Annotated in this window: 14 protein-coding genes, 1 pseudogene and 1 other annotated feature; of the genes and pseudogenes, 4 read left to right on the top strand and 11 right to left on the bottom strand. The window is 51.2% G+C overall.

All coding sequences use genetic code 11. The features are described from left to right. Window positions 1–31 precede the first annotated feature (31 nt). Together B2Q93_RS13755 and B2Q93_RS13750 are read right to left on the bottom strand one after the other, a co-directional pair. The gene (locus B2Q93_RS13755; RefSeq protein WP_046885205.1) at window positions 32–775 is read right to left on the bottom strand and encodes a YciC family protein; all 744 of its coding nucleotides are present in this window, start codon (window positions 773–775) and stop codon (window positions 32–34) included. Window positions 776–800: 25 nt separating this feature from the next. Then, a pseudogene (locus B2Q93_RS13750) lies at window positions 801–896 on the bottom strand (YkgJ family cysteine cluster protein); the annotation flags it as partial. Between the two features lie 219 nt (window positions 897–1115). On the opposite strand from B2Q93_RS13750, the gene ompW reads away from it, so the two are divergent. After that, a complete protein-coding gene (gene ompW / locus B2Q93_RS13745) occupies window positions 1116–1748 on the top strand; it encodes an outer membrane protein OmpW (RefSeq protein ID WP_212475716.1) in 633 nt (210 codons plus the stop codon). Window positions 1749–1779: 31 nt separating this feature from the next. Here the strand turns inward: ompW and yedF are convergent, their stop codons facing one another. The 7 genes from yedF to B2Q93_RS13710 all read right to left on the bottom strand — a co-directional run bounded on the left by yedF (window position 1780) and on the right by B2Q93_RS13710 (window position 9911). Further along, the gene (gene yedF, locus B2Q93_RS13740; protein ID WP_040075344.1) at window positions 1780–2013 is read right to left on the bottom strand and encodes a sulfurtransferase-like selenium metabolism protein YedF; all 234 of its coding nucleotides are present in this window, start codon (window positions 2011–2013) and stop codon (window positions 1780–1782) included. Then, entirely contained in the window at window positions 2010–3221 is a 1212-nt protein-coding gene (gene yedE, locus B2Q93_RS13735) for a selenium metabolism membrane protein YedE/FdhT (RefSeq protein WP_286933506.1), read from the bottom strand. The genes yedF and yedE overlap by 4 nt, the downstream gene beginning before the upstream one ends. A gap of 160 nt (window positions 3222–3381) precedes the next feature. Continuing rightward, window positions 3382–4188 carry a tryptophan synthase subunit alpha gene (gene trpA / locus B2Q93_RS13730; RefSeq protein WP_286933503.1) on the bottom strand — a complete coding sequence of 269 codons (807 nt, stop codon included), beginning with the start codon at window positions 4186–4188 and terminating at the stop codon, window positions 3382–3384. Next, the gene (gene trpB, locus B2Q93_RS13725; RefSeq protein ID WP_040075347.1) at window positions 4188–5381 is read right to left on the bottom strand and encodes a tryptophan synthase subunit beta; all 1194 of its coding nucleotides are present in this window, start codon (window positions 5379–5381) and stop codon (window positions 4188–4190) included. The genes trpA and trpB overlap by 1 nt, the downstream gene beginning before the upstream one ends. Window positions 5382–5391: 10 nt before the next feature. Continuing rightward, a complete protein-coding gene (gene trpCF, locus B2Q93_RS13720) occupies window positions 5392–6750 on the bottom strand; it encodes a bifunctional indole-3-glycerol-phosphate synthase TrpC/phosphoribosylanthranilate isomerase TrpF (protein WP_286933502.1) in 1359 nt (452 codons plus the stop codon). A gap of 3 nt (window positions 6751–6753) precedes the next feature. Next, a complete protein-coding gene (trpD, locus tag B2Q93_RS13715) occupies window positions 6754–8349 on the bottom strand; it encodes a bifunctional anthranilate synthase glutamate amidotransferase component TrpG/anthranilate phosphoribosyltransferase TrpD (RefSeq protein WP_040075349.1) in 1596 nt (531 codons plus the stop codon). After that, window positions 8349–9911 carry an anthranilate synthase component 1 gene (locus tag B2Q93_RS13710; RefSeq protein WP_286933501.1) on the bottom strand — a complete coding sequence of 521 codons (1563 nt, stop codon included), beginning with the start codon at window positions 9909–9911 and terminating at the stop codon, window positions 8349–8351. The genes trpD and B2Q93_RS13710 overlap by 1 nt, the downstream gene beginning before the upstream one ends. 23 nt (window positions 9912–9934) lie before the next feature. Next, window positions 9935–10030 (bottom strand) — a sequence feature (Trp leader region). Between the two features lie 159 nt (window positions 10031–10189). On the opposite strand from B2Q93_RS13710, the gene rnm reads away from it, so the two are divergent. From rnm to B2Q93_RS13695, 3 genes are all read left to right on the top strand, one after another. Further along, complete coding sequence (rnm, locus tag B2Q93_RS13705; RefSeq protein ID WP_286933499.1) at window positions 10190–11071, top strand: RNase RNM; 882 nt, start codon at window positions 10190–10192, stop codon at window positions 11069–11071. Further along, complete coding sequence (locus B2Q93_RS13700; protein WP_286933498.1) at window positions 11068–11688, top strand: L-threonylcarbamoyladenylate synthase; 621 nt, start codon at window positions 11068–11070, stop codon at window positions 11686–11688. The genes rnm and B2Q93_RS13700 overlap by 4 nt, the downstream gene beginning before the upstream one ends. A 934-nt stretch (window positions 11689–12622) precedes the next feature. After that, entirely contained in the window at window positions 12623–13324 is a 702-nt protein-coding gene (locus B2Q93_RS13695; RefSeq protein ID WP_112047590.1) for a YagK/YfjJ domain-containing protein, read from the top strand. Between the two features lie 285 nt (window positions 13325–13609). Here the strand turns inward: B2Q93_RS13695 and B2Q93_RS13690 are convergent, their stop codons facing one another. Further along, a complete protein-coding gene (locus B2Q93_RS13690) occupies window positions 13610–15994 on the bottom strand; it encodes a DUF4238 domain-containing protein (protein WP_286933496.1) in 2385 nt (794 codons plus the stop codon). A gap of 93 nt (window positions 15995–16087) precedes the next feature. Then, window positions 16088–16657 (bottom strand): recombinase family protein, encoded by a 570-nt coding sequence (locus B2Q93_RS13685; RefSeq protein ID WP_286933495.1) that lies wholly within the window; start codon window positions 16655–16657, stop codon window positions 16088–16090. Window positions 16658–16959 lie beyond the last annotated feature (302 nt).

Genomic DNA, 16959 nt, shown 5'->3' with positions numbered 1-16959 from the left:
AGCCTGAGCATGACCCAGGCCGTCAGGGAGGTTACTGGCGAATCAGCGTGTACAGACGGAACAGGTATACCAGCAAAATCGCGGAGATCAGGTTGCTCAGCGTGTTGGCAACAACGGCGCCCACATTAGGTGTTAATACAGCAAAATTGGGGGCAAACAGCAGAAGGGCGGTTTTAGCCAGCAGCCAGCCGATCACGGCGGGCGCCACCAGACGCATATTCGCCCAGGCCAGACGCACACTGCTGCGCATGGCGACAAAGATGCCCATCTTATCCTGTACCACCATGACCGGCGCAAAGGCCAGAACAATGGCCAGCAGCACGCCAGGCACCACGACCAGCATAATACCCATCTGCACCAGCAGGGTCGTTAAGAAGATGAGGATAAAGAGTTTTGGCAACACCGGAGCACTGGCCCCGATAGCGCGCAGAGCACTCACCCGCTGACCAGCAGTGACCAACTGAATCATCAGCAGCACGCCACCGGCCATAATGGCATTACCAATCAGACCAGAGAAGGTAGAGGCCGCCGACGCGCGCAGTAAAATCTGCTGCTGCTCGGGCGTCATATTCTGTACAAGCTCAAACAACCCAACGCTACCGGCCAGATTGTCACCCTGACTCAGGCTGGCAATCTGCTCCTCACTCGGCGAAAAAGCATGACCCAGTACCACCGTGATAAATGCGCATAACAAGGCAATCAGTAAAAAAGTAATGAACTGATTGCGGAAAAAATTCCCCGTGTCACGGTAGACAGACTTCGCCGTGATAGACATGCACTCTCCTTGAGTATTGCAGGTATTAATTAGCGGGCAATTGTACCCTGGATAACTCTGCGGTGGCAGCATCAAGGCTTGTATGGAAAAGCATATCTTTGTAAAGCATCAGTAATCCATGACAGGTTTTTACCCCTCAAGACGCGCACATTTTTGAATTTGGCACCTATCGGCAAAATTGATCTGCTTACCAATACTCTTTTTAACGAACCACAGGAAAAATTAACGTAGATCAATGAATGTTAAATTACTGAAATGAATGTGATCTGAGTAAGATCACTTCGTAATTATTTGTAGGTATATTCCCCCTCGCAGTTAAAACCATAACGAGGGAGTGGATATGAAAAAGGCAGTGGTTGCAGCACTTATCTTAGGCAGTCTGTCAGGCGGCGCTTATGCCCATGAGGCAGGGGAATTCTTCTTCCGGGCGGGCTCCGCCACGGTTCGCCCAACGGAAGGCTCTGACAACGTGCTGGGAATGGGCGGCTTCAACGTCAATAACAATACGCAACTGGGTATGACCTTAACCTGGATGGCCACCGACAATGTCGGGGTTGAGCTTCTGGCCGCCACCCCGTTCCGTCATAAAGTGGGGCTTGGGCCAACGGGCGATATCGCCACGGTTCACCATCTTCCGCCAACACTGATGGCCCAGTGGTATTTTGGCGACGCAGGTAGCAAGGTTCGCCCGTATATCGGCGCCGGGGTGAACTACACCACCTTCTTTGACGAAAAGTTTAATGACAAAGGGAAAGAGGCCGGTCTGTCGGATCTGAGCCTGAAAGACTCCTGGGGTATGGCGGGACAGGCGGGGGTGGATTACCTCATCAACCGCGACTGGCTGATCAACATGTCCGTCTGGTACATGGATATCGACACTGAGGTGAAATTCAAGGCGGGCGGCGAGCAACAAAATATCAGTACCCGTCTGGATCCGTGGGTGTTTATGTTCTCAGCGGGTTATCGCTTCTAAGAGAAAAGGGTGGCGCAAGGCCACCCTCACTTTACTTCTGTATTAAATAGCGAATGGTCGGCCCGTCCTGCTGAATATCCAGCACGGTATAGCCATGGTTTTTAGCGTCCAGCGGAATATTATTGATCGACTGCGGACAGTCGCTCACTACCTCCAGGATCTCGCCTTTCTTCAGCTGTGGCATGGCCTCCAGCGTGGCCACGGCGGGATACGGACAGGGCTCACCCACCATGTCCAGGCGATAATCAGGAATGAACTGTTTCATGCGGTCTCCTTACAGGTTGCTGTTTGGCGGGACGTGCGGCGAAAGAAGCGTTTCTCCTGGGCCAGCACCAGTAAAAAGGCGGCCAGCAACATCACATAGGTTGCCAGTAATCCCCCCAGCGGACCGAAGGTATTCAGCAGATTGACTTTATCCCAGTTTGTCGCGAGCGCAGGGGAGAGATCATCCCAGTAGTAGGCCAGCAACGTTGAGCCGATAACATTACCCAGCCCCACCCACCAGTAGTGAACCTGGCCTTCAACGGCACGATACATCCAGCCGGTTTCACAGCCGCCGGCCAGCACGATGCCAAAACCAAACAGCAAACCGCCAATCACGGCGTTCGGGCCTGCCCACATGATTTTCGGTTCGACGCCAAGTTGTACGTAGCTAAAGATGCCGATAGCACTCACTGCCATCCCGGCAATAATGGCTTTCGCCATCATGGTCCGTCCGGTGATCCACATGTCACGGAAGGCGGAGGTAAAGCAGATTTGCGCGCGTTCAATTAACAACCCAAAGCCAACGCCGAAGAGCATCGCCAGCCCTAATTTGGGTTGATTAAGTGCCGTGCACAGCGCCCAGGCCAGCATGCCGAAGAAGACCAGCATCCCCATGCGGAAGCGGCGTCGAGCCTTCTTCGGTTTCTGCGTCAGGGGCGAGGCTGCGCTCACTTTTTGAATTTTGATCGGGATACGGAACATCGGTAATAGCGTGAAGCGCGCGCCGAAGTACGAGCCGACAGCGGTGGCAAGGGCGAAGAACCATGCGTGCAGCGAAAACTGTGGAATGCCGGTGAAAAAGGCCGCCAGGTTACACCCCATCGCCAGACGGGCCCCAAAACCGGCAATAATTCCCCCGACGACGGCCTGCGCAATGCGAATCCGGTTTTGCGGCATACGCAGCTTCACGTTATTGGCCCACAGTGCGGCGGCAAAGCAGCCGCCAAACATCCCGATAATCATCATGCCGTCGATGCGGGTCAGAGGCGAACCCTCAAGATGGATCAGTTTGAAATATCCCCACTCTTCGGTATGAACCCCCGCCAGCTGGAGCAACTGCCCGCCCCAGCGGGTGAATTCACCCGTCACGGCCCAGAAGGTGCCGGTGATGCCGAAATAATAGGTAGAGAGAATGCCCGCTGCGATAACCGCAGGGACAGGTGACCAGAACTTAATAAGATAAGCCTGTTTGAAGTCATGCCATGACATGGATAAACCTCTGAACTCAGAAGGATTAGGGGCGTTAGCCGTAAAAGAAGAGGGGATGATACGCCGGGAATGGCGTTTGAAAAGAGAAAAAAGCCGTAAAGCTCGACGGGATCAATTTATGCGAAACGCCGCCTGAAAATTTCAGACGGCGAAGAGGTTATCAGCCACGTGTTGCCGCTTTCATGCTGCTAACAAAGGTTTTCAGCTCGCGGAGCATCTGGTCAGGGCTGTTGAGGTTGTTCTCGATGATTTTAACAATCGCCGAGCCGGAGATTGCCCCTGCGGCCTTCGCCTCGATGGCCGCTTTAACCTGGTCCGGTGAAGAGATGCCAAAGCCCTGCAGCGGCGGTGCCGCATTATATTCGGCCAGTTTTGCGACCAGGTGATGCAGAGGGAGCGCGGCTTTATTCTCTGCGCCGGTTACCCCCGCACGAGAGAGCAGATAGGTATAGCCGCGGCCATAAGAGGCAATCTGGCGCAGCAGTTCGTCGTCGGCATTAGGCGGGCAGATAAAAATCGGCGCCACGTTATGACGCATCGCCGCCTGACGGAACGGCGCAGACTCCTCCACCGGCACGTCTGCCACCAGTACCGAGTCCACACCCACGCGAGCGCATTCGGCATAAAACGCGTCAATCCCGCGACTAAAGACCAGGTTGGCATACATCAGCAGGCCAATTGGAATGGTCGGGTATTTCTGACGAACGGTGGCCAATATTTCAAAACACTGGGTCGGGGTGACACCGGCGGCAAAGGCGCGCAGAGTTGCGTTCTGGATGGTCGGGCCATCAGCCAGCGGATCGGAGAAGGGGATCCCCAGCTCCAGCGCATCGGCACCGGCCTCAATCAGCGTGTCGATAATTTTTAAAGAGTGGTCAGGCGACGGATCGCCCAGGGTCACAAAGGGAACAAATGCGCCTTCCTTGCGTGCTTTGAGCTCAGCAAATACGTTATCGTAACGTTCCATCACATTTCCCCTCGTGCTTTCAAAATATCGTGAACGGTGAAGATATCTTTATCACCGCGACCGGAAAGGTTAACCACCAGCAGCTGCTCTTTTTCCGGGTTTTCCTTAATCATTTTCAGGGCATGGGCCAGCGCGTGCGAGGACTCCAGTGCCGGGATAATACCTTCGCTGCGACAGAGCGTTTTGAAAGCTTCCAGCGCTTCGTCATCGGTAATAGAGACGTAATCCGCACGACCGGTACTGTTCAGGAACGCGTGCTGCGGCCCCACGGACGGGAAATCCAGCCCGGCAGAGATTGAATAGGACTCTTCGATCTGCCCCTCCTCAGTCTGCATCATCGGCGCCTTCATACCGAAATAAATCCCCACGCGGCCATGCTTCAGCGGCGCACCGTGCTCGCCGGTTTCAATACCGTGCCCGGCCGGTTCAACGCCAATCAGTCCGACGCTGGTTTCATCAATAAAGTCGGCGAACATGCCGATGGCGTTAGATCCACCGCCAACGCAGGCGATGACCGCATCCGGCAAACGCCCCTCTTTTTCGAGGATCTGCGCTTTGGTCTCTTCGCCAATCATGCGCTGGAATTCGCGCACAATGGTCGGGAACGGGTGAGGGCCCGCCGCCGTGCCCAGCATGTAGTGGGCGGTGTCGTAGCTGCCAGACCAGTCGCGCAGCGCTTCGTTACAGGCATCTTTCAGGGTTGCGGAGCCGCTATGTACCGGAATCACCTCCGCACCCATTAAACGCATCCGGAAGACGTTCGGTGACTGGCGCTCCACATCTTTAGCCCCCATATAGATGCGGCATTTCAGGCCGAGCAGGGCGCTGGCAAGGGCAGAGGCAACGCCGTGCTGACCGGCACCGGTTTCAGCGATAATCTCGGTTTTGCCCATCCGTTTTGCCAGCAGCGCCTGTCCCAGCACCTGGTTGGTTTTGTGCGCGCCGCCGTGGAGCAGATCTTCACGCTTCAGGTAGAGGGTCGTCTTCGTCCCTTCCGTCAGGTTGCGGCATTTGGTCAGCGCGGTCGGGCGTCCGGCGTAGTTTTTCAGCAGGTCGGTAAATTCGGCCTGAAACGCAGGATCTTTTTGCGCGCTGACAAAGGCTTCTTCCAGCTGGCGCAGCGCGGGCATCAGGATCTGTGGCACATACATGCCACCGAACTCACCAAAATAGGGGTTAAGTAATGTTGTCATCTTCTCTTCCTTAATATGCACGCAGCGTTTTAAACACCGAAGCCAGTTTGCTGGCATCTTTAATGCCTGGCTGCGATTCGACGCCTGAATTGAAATCGAGTCCTGCACAGCCCGCTTTAGCGGCCTCTACACAGTTATCCGGACCTAAACCCCCCGCGAGAAGAACATTGTCGAGCTTCTCGCCGGTTAGCAGTGACCAGTCGAAACGTTGCCCGGTACCGCCCTGGCCGTTATCCAGCACATATTTAGTCACGTGTTGCAGGTTGCGTACGGGCAGAACATCACCCACGCTCAGCGCTTTCCAGATGTCGACCTGTTCGGGCAGCGATTCACGCAGCGCGTCTATATAAGCTTGATCTTCACTGCCGTGCAGTTGAACGGCGGTCAGGTTCAGCGCTCTGGCTGTTGCGGCAACGTCGGCAATAGCGGCATCGCGGAATACGCCAACATAGCGCAGCGGCGCGGCGGCCATAACGTCACGGGCGCGCGCGATATCTACCGCCCGCGGGGAGGAGGCGACGAAAATGAGCCCGCCATAGATCGCGCCAGCAGCATGCGCCGCAGCGGCATCTTCCGGGCGCGTCAGTCCGCAAACCTTATTCTCACCTAGCAGCACCCGGCGCACGGCGGCGCTCAGGTCGGCCTGCTCCATCATGGCGGAGCCAATCAGAAAACCGTTGGCAAAGTGGCTCAGCTCACGCACCTGGGCATAGGTATTGATCCCCGATTCGCTGATGACCGTTACCCCGGCACCCAGGCGCGGCGCGAGCTGGCGAGTACGGTTGAGGTCGATGGAGAGATCGCGCAAATCGCGATTATTAATCCCCACCACTTTGGCCTCCAGCGCAATGGCGCGCTCCAGCTCCTCTTCATTACTCACTTCCGTCAGCACGCCCATGTTAAGGCTGTGGGCGACGGCCGCCAGTTGACGATACTGCTCGTCATCCAGCACCGAGAGCATTAACAGGCAGGCGTCGGCCTGATAGAAACGCGCCAGCCAGATCTGATAAGGATCGATGATAAAGTCTTTGCACAAAATTGGCTGCGGCGCGATACCGCTGACGACAGGCAGAAAATCAAAGCTGCCCTGGAAATACTTCTCATCCGTCAGAACAGAAATCGCCGACGCATGGTATTTATAAATTCCGGCGATGGTGGCCGGGTCGAAGTTGTCGCGGATCACCCCTTTGGACGGAGAGGCTTTTTTGCACTCCAGGATAAATGCCGTCCGTGCGCCCTGCAGGGCTTCGTAGAATCGACGGCTGCTGGGGACCACCTCGTTCTGAAAGCTGGCGAGCGGCTGCTGCGCCTTACGGGCTTCTACCCAGATAGCCTTATCGGCCACGATTTTCGCTAAAACGGTCTGCATGAATTACCCTCTTGCCGCAAGTGCGGTCACACGGTCGTATGCTGCGCCAGAGCGCAACACGTCGATAACTTTTTGCGCATTCGCCTTAAGATCCTCCTCGCCGTGCAGACGCATCAGCATGGCGACATTGGCGGCGACGGCAGCCTCATGAGCGGCTTCACCTTTACCTTGTAACAGGCGGGTGAGAATGTCACGGTTTTCTTCCGGGGTACCGCCTGCCAGCGCCTCCTGATGGTAAGGCGTTAAGCCAAAATCGCTCGCCTCAAGCTGATAGCTCTTAATTTCGCCATCATTCAGTTCTGCCACCAGGGTAGGGGCATGCAGTGACACCTCGTCCATGCCGCCGCTGTGAACCACGGCTGCACGCTGATATCCCAGCATGCGCAGTGTTTCAGCTATGGGTAGTACCAGTTCAGGGCTGTAAACGCCAATCAGCGCCAGCGGAGGGTGTGCCGGGTTAATCAGCGGCCCCAGCACGTTAAACAGGGTACGGGTCTTCAGCTGCTGACGCACCGGCATAGCATGGCGGAAACCGGTGTGGTACTTCGGCGCGAACAGGAAGCAGACCCCCAGTTCGTCCAGCGCAGCGCGAGACTTTTCAGCATTCATGTCGAGGTTAATGCCAAATGCGGCCAGCAGATCGGATGAGCCGGAACGGCTGGAGACGCTACGGTTGCCGTGTTTAGCCACCTTGATACCACAGGCGGCAGCCACAAAGGCGCTGGCGGTGGAGATATTGATGCTGTTACTGCCGTCGCCGCCGGTACCCACGATATCGGCAAAGCGATAATCCGGACGCGGGAACGGCGCAGCGTTTTCCAGCAGGGCGGTTGCTGCGCCAGCGATCTCCTGCGGGCTTTCACCACGGACTTTCATGCTCACCAGGGCGGCTGCCAGTTGCTCGGGTTTCAGCTCACCGCGTACCACGGCGGAGAACAGCTGGTGGCTCTCTTGTTGGCTCAGGGTCTGCGCCTGGTACAGTTTTTCCAGAACAGGTTGCAGGGTATTCGTCTGCTCCAGTTTTTGCAGCGCCCAGTTCAGCGTCTGCTCCAGCAGGCGAGCCCCCTGTGAGGTCAGAATGGATTCCGGGTGAAACTGCAGGCCGCAGACGCGGTCGGCGTCATGACGAACAGCCATCACCATTCCCTCGAAATGGGCGTTGATGGTCAGCCCCGCCGGAATGTTGCTGCCCACCAGCGAGTGGTAACGCGCGACCGGCAGCGGGTTCATCAGCCCGGCAAACATCGCCTGGCCGTCGTGTTCAATACTGGATGCCTTGCCGTGCAGAATTTCGCCCGCCTGGCCGACGTAGCCGCCGTAGGCTTCCACAATCGCCTGATGGCCGAGGCAGATACCGATAATCGGCAGTTTACCGCGCATACGGGTCAGCAGTTCTGGCATACAGCCTGCTTCGCTTGGCGCACCCGGGCCCGGAGAGAGCATCAGCACCGGGTTCTGCATGGTGGCCAGGCGCTCAATTAAGGTCTGAGCCGGGACGTGATTACGGTAGATCACCACATTGTGGCCGTTGGCACGCAGCTGATCCGCCAGGTTGTAAGTAAAGGAGTCGATATTATCGAGCAGCAGAATGTCAGCCATCAGAAAATCTCCTGTGCGTGATGTGCGGTGGCAATCGCTCGCAGTACGGCGCGGGCTTTATTGCGGGTTTCGTCGGCTTCAGACTGCGGTACGGAATCAAGAACGATGCCAGCGCCAGCCTGAACGGTAGCGATACCATCTTCAACGTAAGCGGAGCGGATGACGATGCAGGTATCCAGATCGCCATGGGCCGTGAAGTAACCTACCGCGCCGCCATAGCTACCGCGGCGGCGTCCCTCTGCCTGAGCGATAAGCTGCATGGCGCGGACTTTTGGCGCGCCGCTCAGGGTGCCCATGTTCATGCAGGCCCGATAGGCGTGCAGCACGTCCAGATCGCTCCGCAACTCGCCGACCACGCGGGAGACCAGGTGCATCACGAAAGAGTAACGGTCGACCTTGGTCAAATCCGCAACGTAGCGACTGCCCGGCGTGCAGATACGCGCCAGGTCGTTACGCGCCAGATCGACCAGCATCAAATGTTCAGACATCTCTTTTTGATCGGTACGCATCTCCAGCTCAATACGGCTGTCCAGGTCGCGATCAAGCGTGCCGTCTGCACGACGACCCCGCGGACGAGTCCCGGCGATTGGATAGATTTCAATCTGACGGCTAGTGGCGTCATATTTCAGGGAGCTTTCCGGCGAGGCGCCGAACAATGTGAAGTCGTTGTCCTGCATGAAGAACATGTACGGGCTCGGGTTGCTCTTCTTCAGCACATCATAGGCTGCCAGCGGAGAAGGGCACGGCAGCGAGAAGCGACGGGATGGCACCACCTGGAAAATTTCGCCTGCGCGGATCGCTTTCTGCATCTGGCGTACGACCACGCCAAATTCGTCGTCGGTCTGACTGTATTCGCAGCGCATCTGCTCAACGCGTTGCACCGGCAGAGAAGCAGGCTCTTCCGTCATCTGCTGCTGTAACTGGGCGATACGTTGCTCGAGGCGCTCTTTTTCGGCCGTCAGGGGAGTAAAAAGGCTGGCCTGAATACGGGTGCTTTTCTTCTGGTGGTCGATCACCAGTAAGGTTTCTGCCAGGTAGAAGCAGTAATCCGGGCAGCGATTTCCCTGTTCAACGTCAGGCAGATTTTCAAAACCGGCGACCAGGTCATAGGCAAACAGCCCGCCAAAGAACATCGCTTCACGCTCGTCTTCCGGCACATTGACCAGGTTTTGCAACAGGCGGAAGGCATCAAAGACCGATAATGAGCAGAGGCGGGCATCTTCATCCAGCAGCTGGCTTACCGGCGGGAAGTGCAGAACGCGGGCGTCCGGGCGTTGTTCATTTTCAATGCCAGCGGGCAGGACGCTATCCAGTAAAGGTAACAATGCCGCGCCGTTAGCCGATAACGCCTGAATAGTGACAACGTCACCCATGGCGGTGATCCGCAGAGCGCTGTCTACCAGCAGCAAACTCTTTAGATCATCTTTGCTGTCGATATCCGCGGATTCCAGCAGCAGGGTGGCCGCGCGGGCGCCGCAGAGCTGCTGAAACAGGGCCGTTGGGTTATGGCGATAGGCTGCGTCCCGGGTAAGCAGTTCAAGGGTTGATTTGGCTGTTTGCATTAGTGTGTTCTCATATTCTGTTCAATAAAAAGCCCGCTCTGTGGCGGGCCTGGTATCTGTATGCGCGACGCAAACGTCTGACACTGCCCGTAAATTCAGGAAGTGCGCCACCAACCATGCTGAGAGAAAGAGAGGGTCATTTGCAGATACCTTAAAAAGTGAACTTGCGTACTAGTTAACTAGTTCGATGGTTGAATGTCAACCCCCGATTTCAGTTATTCACGGCATACCGTTATCATAGTGAGCGCAAAGAGATGAAAATAGTGACGGGAGCCGCTTTGAGCGACACGAATTACGCAGTGATCTACGATTTACATAGCCACACAAAGGCCTCAGACGGCCTGCTTACGCCCGAAGAGTTAGTTCATCGCGCCCATGAGATGCGCGTGGGCACCCTGGCAATAACCGATCACGATACCACCGAGGCGATCCCGGCAGCACGGGCGGAAATTACCCGCAGCCAACTGCCGTTAACCTTAATCTCAGGCGTGGAGATCTCCACTCTCTGGGAAAATCATGAGATTCACATTGTTGGTCTGAATATCGACATTGAGAACCCGCTGATGTGCGAATTTCTGGACGAGCAAAAAAACCGCCGTAACCAGCGGGCTGCGTTGATTGCCGAACGCCTGGAAAAAGCACATACCCCAGGCGCCCTGGAAGGGGCGCTTCGGCTGGCGGGAGGCGGGGCAGTAACCCGGGGGCACTTCGCCCGTTTTCTGGTGGAAGCGGGGAAGGCCAATAACATCGCTGATGTTTTCAAAAAATACCTGGCGCGGGGGAAAACCGGATACGTTCCTCCTCAGTGGTGTACAATAGAACAAGCTATTGATGTCATTCATCATTCTGGCGGTAAGGCGGTACTGGCCCATCCGGCACGGTATAACCTCTCCGCCAAGTGGCTGAAAAGGCTGCTGGCCTGGTTCGCGGAACAGGGCGGCGATGCGATGGAAGTCGCGCAGTGCCAGCAAGCCCCCAATGAGCGTACACAACTTGCAACTTATGCCCGACAGTTCGGTTTACTGGCCTCGCAAGGCTCCGATTTTCATCAGCCTTGTCCGTGGATAGAGCTGGGCCGCAAGCTGTGGTTACCCGCGGGCGTCGAGCCGGTGTGGCAGCTCTGGGAACAGCCCGAGCCAAATAAAGAGAGGGAAGTATGAGTCAATTTTTCTATATCCATCCGGATAACCCGCAGGCGCGGTTGATTAACCAGGCGGTGGAGATTGTGCGTAAGGGCGGCGTTATCGTCTATCCCACGGACTCCGGTTACGCGCTGGGCTGCAAGATCGAAGACAAAGGGGCGATGGAGCGTATTTGCCGCATTCGCCAGCTGCCGGACGGGCACAATTTTACCCTGATGTGTCGCGATCTCTCGGAGCTCTCCACCTACTCCTATGTGGACAACGTGGCGTTTCGCCTGATTAAAAATAACACCCCGGGCAACTACACCTTTATCCTGAAAGGGACTAAAGAGGTACCCCGTCGTCTTCTGCAAGAGAAGCGTAAAACAATCGGTATGCGTGTGCCGTCGAACCCCATTGCACAGGCGTTGCTTGAAACACTGGGCGAGCCGATGCTCTCGACATCCCTGATGCTACCGGGCAGCGAATTTACCGAGTCAGACCCGGAAGAGATCAAAGACCGTCTGGAGAAAGTGGTGGATTTGATTATTCACGGCGGTTACCTGGGTCAACAGCCGACAACGGTGATCGATTTAACCAACGAAGGGCCAACTGTTATCCGTGAAGGTGTGGGTGACGTTAAGCCTTTCTTGTAAGGATGTAAGCCGCTATACTACGCGGCCATCATTATTGCGGTGTTATCCCGCTATAATGAATCCTGTTCGACGCCTGTGAAGGCGTACAAGATAAAATTAATATCATTACAAATCAATGTATTGCCTTGTTAGCATAAAGGGCAATCATCGTTTTGTATGACAGCTTTAATTACACTCAGAATCCCATTTTTTATGCACACCGTTTTCCCCTTGGTCCATTCAGATTTAACTTGAATGGAGATATACATAGACTCGGGCATATACCGGTATCTGTGCTTAATATCATTATTGTCTCAAAGCTCAATTGAGAACAATTCTCAATTGAGGGGTTTTATGATAAAATATCATTCTTGATAACTTGACTCAAAGAGAGTGAATATTGCTTACAGGGTCCATTTTGCCTTCGTTTACCCCCCCGTTAAGGGATGATTATAATCGGATGGCTATTATCCTGAAGTCAGCAGGATTAACACTGACAACTTCACGTATAAATATTTCGCACCACCTTACTCAAACGTCTATTCCTAGCTCGGCTTTAGAACTTTCAAAGCTCCTGAACATCCCGCTTTCAACAACACACCGTAATCTTTCATCATTGGCCTATGCTGGTTTAGCCAATAACATCATTGACCGCTCAGGGATATCTCGTTGGTTTTGGTTAGTCGCGGGAAAGGTCAATTTTTGTCCATGCTGCAATCAGGAATTCACGACCTACAGTTAGAAACTCTTGCCGAACACAAAAGGTAGTGGTAATCTGATAGAGAAGCTGGTTTTTACCAGAAACTTTTCTAAGTGAAAATTTTCAATCATGCCTGTATTCCAATGCCAGAAGTGGTGTGGGTCTGCTGGGCTTTTTGCGTTTCAGTTTTCTACTGGTTTTTATTAATACCTATACCCTACATGAGGAACTATCTAACACTACTGAAGGAGGCGTATGCAGCAATCTATCTTATCTGTACAACAATCAACTAATTTACTGACATCTCACCGTGACAATGGTCATTACACCTTGATCCATTCCTCAACCTATCTCCACGATGGTTTGACCTATAAGCTTAACCATAATCCGTTAAGTAAGCGTAGCAGTCCAATACGAAAAGAAATTATCGACAGATTTATTGACCAGCTTCGCGCTATGTTGTCGCACTATAACGAACTGTATGGATTCCGCTTTGATTTGTCTGTCCCTGAAGGGATGTCTGTTGATGAAAGCAACAAACTGGTAAGTGAATTGTTTACTCGTCTGCGAGGTGAGTTCACCGCAAAAGCCTGGAACAATCAGCCTATCAAAAAATTCGCTTATGGCTGGGTTAGGGAGAAAGAAAGGGCTAAACAAGTTCATTACCACTGCTGGATAGCTTTACCATATTTCCAGGTAAACACTGCTGGTTTTGAAGACAAAGGGATTATTGGAAGGGTAAGCCGTATCTGGTCAGAACTCACGAATGGAGTTTCTCGGGTCCATCTTCCCGAGGATGGATACAGAATCAAAAGAGGTGATCACGATTCACTTACTAGGATGGTCAAACGGATTTCATATCTTGCCAAGAATCGCGGGAAGTATTCTAACGGTAAAGGGCAGCAAACATTCTCTGCGTCGAGGGTAAAATTCAAGACGGCTAATACGCTGCATTAGAATCCTTCGTAGGAAGCCCTGTATCGAACTTTATTTAGCAAGTAGTCCAGCGCATCATCTACATGCAAAAAACCTCTCAGGGAGCGATACAGGCTGTTTAGCCGGGTTCTTTATTCCTTCTTTCAGCTCAGCATTTAAATTACTGAGCATTATTCTCATTTTTGTGCAGTGAATGACCATAGGGCTACTGCTTTCATCGGCATAGCCCTTTTTGCATTTCTCAGTTTTAAACCGAATTTAAAATGAGCTCATGCAACATTCTCAAAAAAACTAAAATGGCAATGATTACATCGTTGCAATGTCGATGCCTAAGATTGACCTAACATTATCATCATATTTAAGACAACTTGAACGGGCCAGCAATCGCTGAACATTCCTATCATAAAACCCACCCTCTGGAGAAGATATCATCATATTTTTAAGGACCAATGACTTGTTATCTGCATTTAGCTGTTTGATTAAGGCATTGATGTTAGTGGTTAGGAGCTGTATATGTGCTGTTGTACGATTATTTCTCAAAATGGTTTGGTCAACTTCTTTAAGCAGGTTTCTTGCCTTGGAGAATGGTCCTTGGGACTTCGTGAACGTGTCCTCAAACTGAAGGTCAAGAGGTACAATATTAAAGGCATCAAGTGCTTTACCCCATGGGAAAGAAGATATTCCTTGATCGCGGTGTTGTGCAGAATATAACTGTTTCCATCTGGAAATACTATCGGTCACAATAACTGAGCCTGTTACTTGGGCTATAAATAAAGCCATTTCATAATTAGGCCCATTCCGCGACATCATTAATTGCCCGCCACTACCTACTGATGTTTTTTGTAATAGTGTCAGAGGTGAAGACTCTGCATTTAGTTCAGATGTAGTAATTATATCACTTGCTGACACTTCATTTAAACCAAACTGACTTACAAGGAAATTAACTCTCATGTCCCTAGGCATTAATGCCGTTGAATTTAGTAAGTCCTCAGTCGATAAGATGAAGTGTCGTTGTAAATCTTGTTTGTGTATAGGTTCCTTTCTTTGACCTCTCTCCCTAGCCATGTCTAACATTGCTCGCATGAGTCCAGTATCAAATTCGACCGGTTCAGGAATGATGTTTATCAAACCAAGTCCAATAAATGGTTCCATCTGAAGGAAAAATAAAAAATCCTTGAGTGATTGATACTTATATTGTGATGGGGATTTGATGGGGCTGAATTCTGGATTGGTAATGTTAGGGTTACATATGGGAGTCTCAATCAAAAATTCATCAAATAATGATGCCATTGGTACAGCATTTTCAGTTATGGTACGGACATCTACAGGCCCTGAATACAGCGCTCGTAGTTTTCCATCCGATTTTGGCAATAAATTATATATGTCTGTATCAACAGGCCATAGTATTGAATAGAATTCATATATCTTTGTTATATGATCTTCGGTAATTTCTTTTCTGACGTCTAGCCACGTTTTACCATTATTTAAACCTAAAACATCTTTAATACAATTACAAAATGCGAGATTTCTTTCTCTTATGCTTACTACATCCCACGATGTACGTAAGTTCTCAGCAAGATTGAGGCAGCAGTGTTTGTATTTTCTGCCGCTGCCACATCCGCAAGCGGAGTTACGGCCAATCTGAACTTTACTTGTCGTTTTCTGGAGGAACTCATGTGAGTGAGTTGTTCTACCAAGTGCATCTTGATAGTGTACTGAGCCATCCTCAAATTTGGCATACATGTCTCCGCCAAAACCAAATATACCATTTAACGATGGTAAAAGTAGATGACGTAGTTCAGCCCAATCAACTTCGATATCCTTTTCAGGGTAAAGCCAGTTTTCTCGACCTGCTGCGACTGATTTGTTAGATCTACTTTTAATAATATAATTTATCTTTTTAACTTCATCATCCGAAAGTTGGCGGCTATTAATGAAATTAATAGTATTTACCATGCTATTTCTAAGGCGAGTGGCATTGGTTCGCTGTTGAAGTGGGTTTGCATTTTCGGGATCTTGTGCATATTCAAGATTCGTTAAAATCAAACAACGATTTTTATCTAAAGGAAATATCGTCTGTGAACCTTTTAATGTAATATCTGGGTCGTTAGGATAATTACAAAGTTCATGATTTGGGGGGCAAGCATAGTTATAGATAGTGACTGGATGATCTGAAAGAATGAATTTTGTTTCTGCTTCTGAAGCTGAGACTAACTCACGCACCCCTTCAGCCCACAATGTACAATGCATTGTTCTAAGGGATTGCATTTCCATCATGAGTTGACTTTGATTGAGTTCAGGGTATTTGTTTTTAATCCAATCCAAACCTTTAGGGGTTCGTAGTTTCTGAGCATCAATATAAGTAAATAGATCACGGAAGTTATCATGCCATTCAGCTTGATTATTTCCAAGGAAGGCTCGAATAGATGTTGAGCCGCTGTTATCTATCGGGCCGAATAGTTTTCGCTCTATTTCATCATTAACTTCAGAACCAAAAAAAGTTGAATATAAATCGACTTCATAAAATCTCTGCGTTGGTGTTTGCCATTTTTTTGATTCGACTATCCTTGTTTCATCTCCGGGAATATTAATTTTACGACGCATTAAGTGGCAGAGTTGTTGTTCCCGTTCCTCCATAAATCCTTTTTGATACCATTGAGGCACATAGTGATTATCTCTAGTCTTTGTCACACTAAACTCCTTTATCGATCTTTGTCTCTGAGATAGTTGCCTACACTAAGGACTCACTATCATATTGATAGCTACTTCACTGATACAAAAATATCAGATGTTCCAATGGCGCTTTATCGTGGCAATCCCTAGACCTAACGAGGAAGCCGCTTTTGCCTGACTCAGACCACTAGCTTTAGCCTCTTGTACACGCTTACACGTGTTTGCTGCCACAGGACGGCCTAATTTCTTGCCTTCTTTCTTAGCTCGCTCTAGACCTTCTTTAGTGCGCTCTGTAATACGTGATTTTTCAAACTCCGCAAAAGCAGAGAACATTTGAAGCATCAACTTTCCTTCGGCACTGGCAAGGTTGCTCGCAGGCAGATCCAACGATACAACGTCAATTCCTTTGTCTACTAACATAGAGATTGTCTGTTGTACATCGATGTTATCACGTCCCAAACGGTCTAGTTTGAGCACGACCAGTTGATCACCTGACTCCAACTTGTGATTTACCATATCGGCAAAAGCTTTACGCTTCATTGCCTGTACACCACCTGAAACAACTTCGGATACGACACGGCTATCAGTTACATCATAACCAGCATGACGGATTGCCATGATTTGGTTTTCAGTCGTTTGCTCGCTGGTGGACACACGACAATATGCAAAAGTACGGCTCATAACATCCTCTCAAGCGGTATCAAAAACGGTATCATAATTGATCGATTGTTGATACCCAGTGATTTGCACCATGAACCAAGCAGTGATATTTGATAAACATGATCAAGACCCACCTCCGTCCCTATTAGTGGTGCCTGGTTGCAATATCCAAACTCCCAGACATTTTTCCACCCAACTGGAAGGAATCCGCCCCTATTTTATGTTCGTGTATAGGTTAGGCTGAGGGAGGCTCGCCATTGTACACCCCCTGGATTTGGTGATCTGTTAAGTCATTGATTTTGATCGAATTTAGATCAATTATC

Source organism: Leclercia sp. UBA5958 (genome assembly GCF_002430365.1).
Lineage (GTDB): Bacteria > Pseudomonadota > Gammaproteobacteria > Enterobacterales > Enterobacteriaceae > Enterobacter > Enterobacter pneumoniae.
This window is presented reverse-complemented; position numbering and strand designations above follow the sequence as displayed.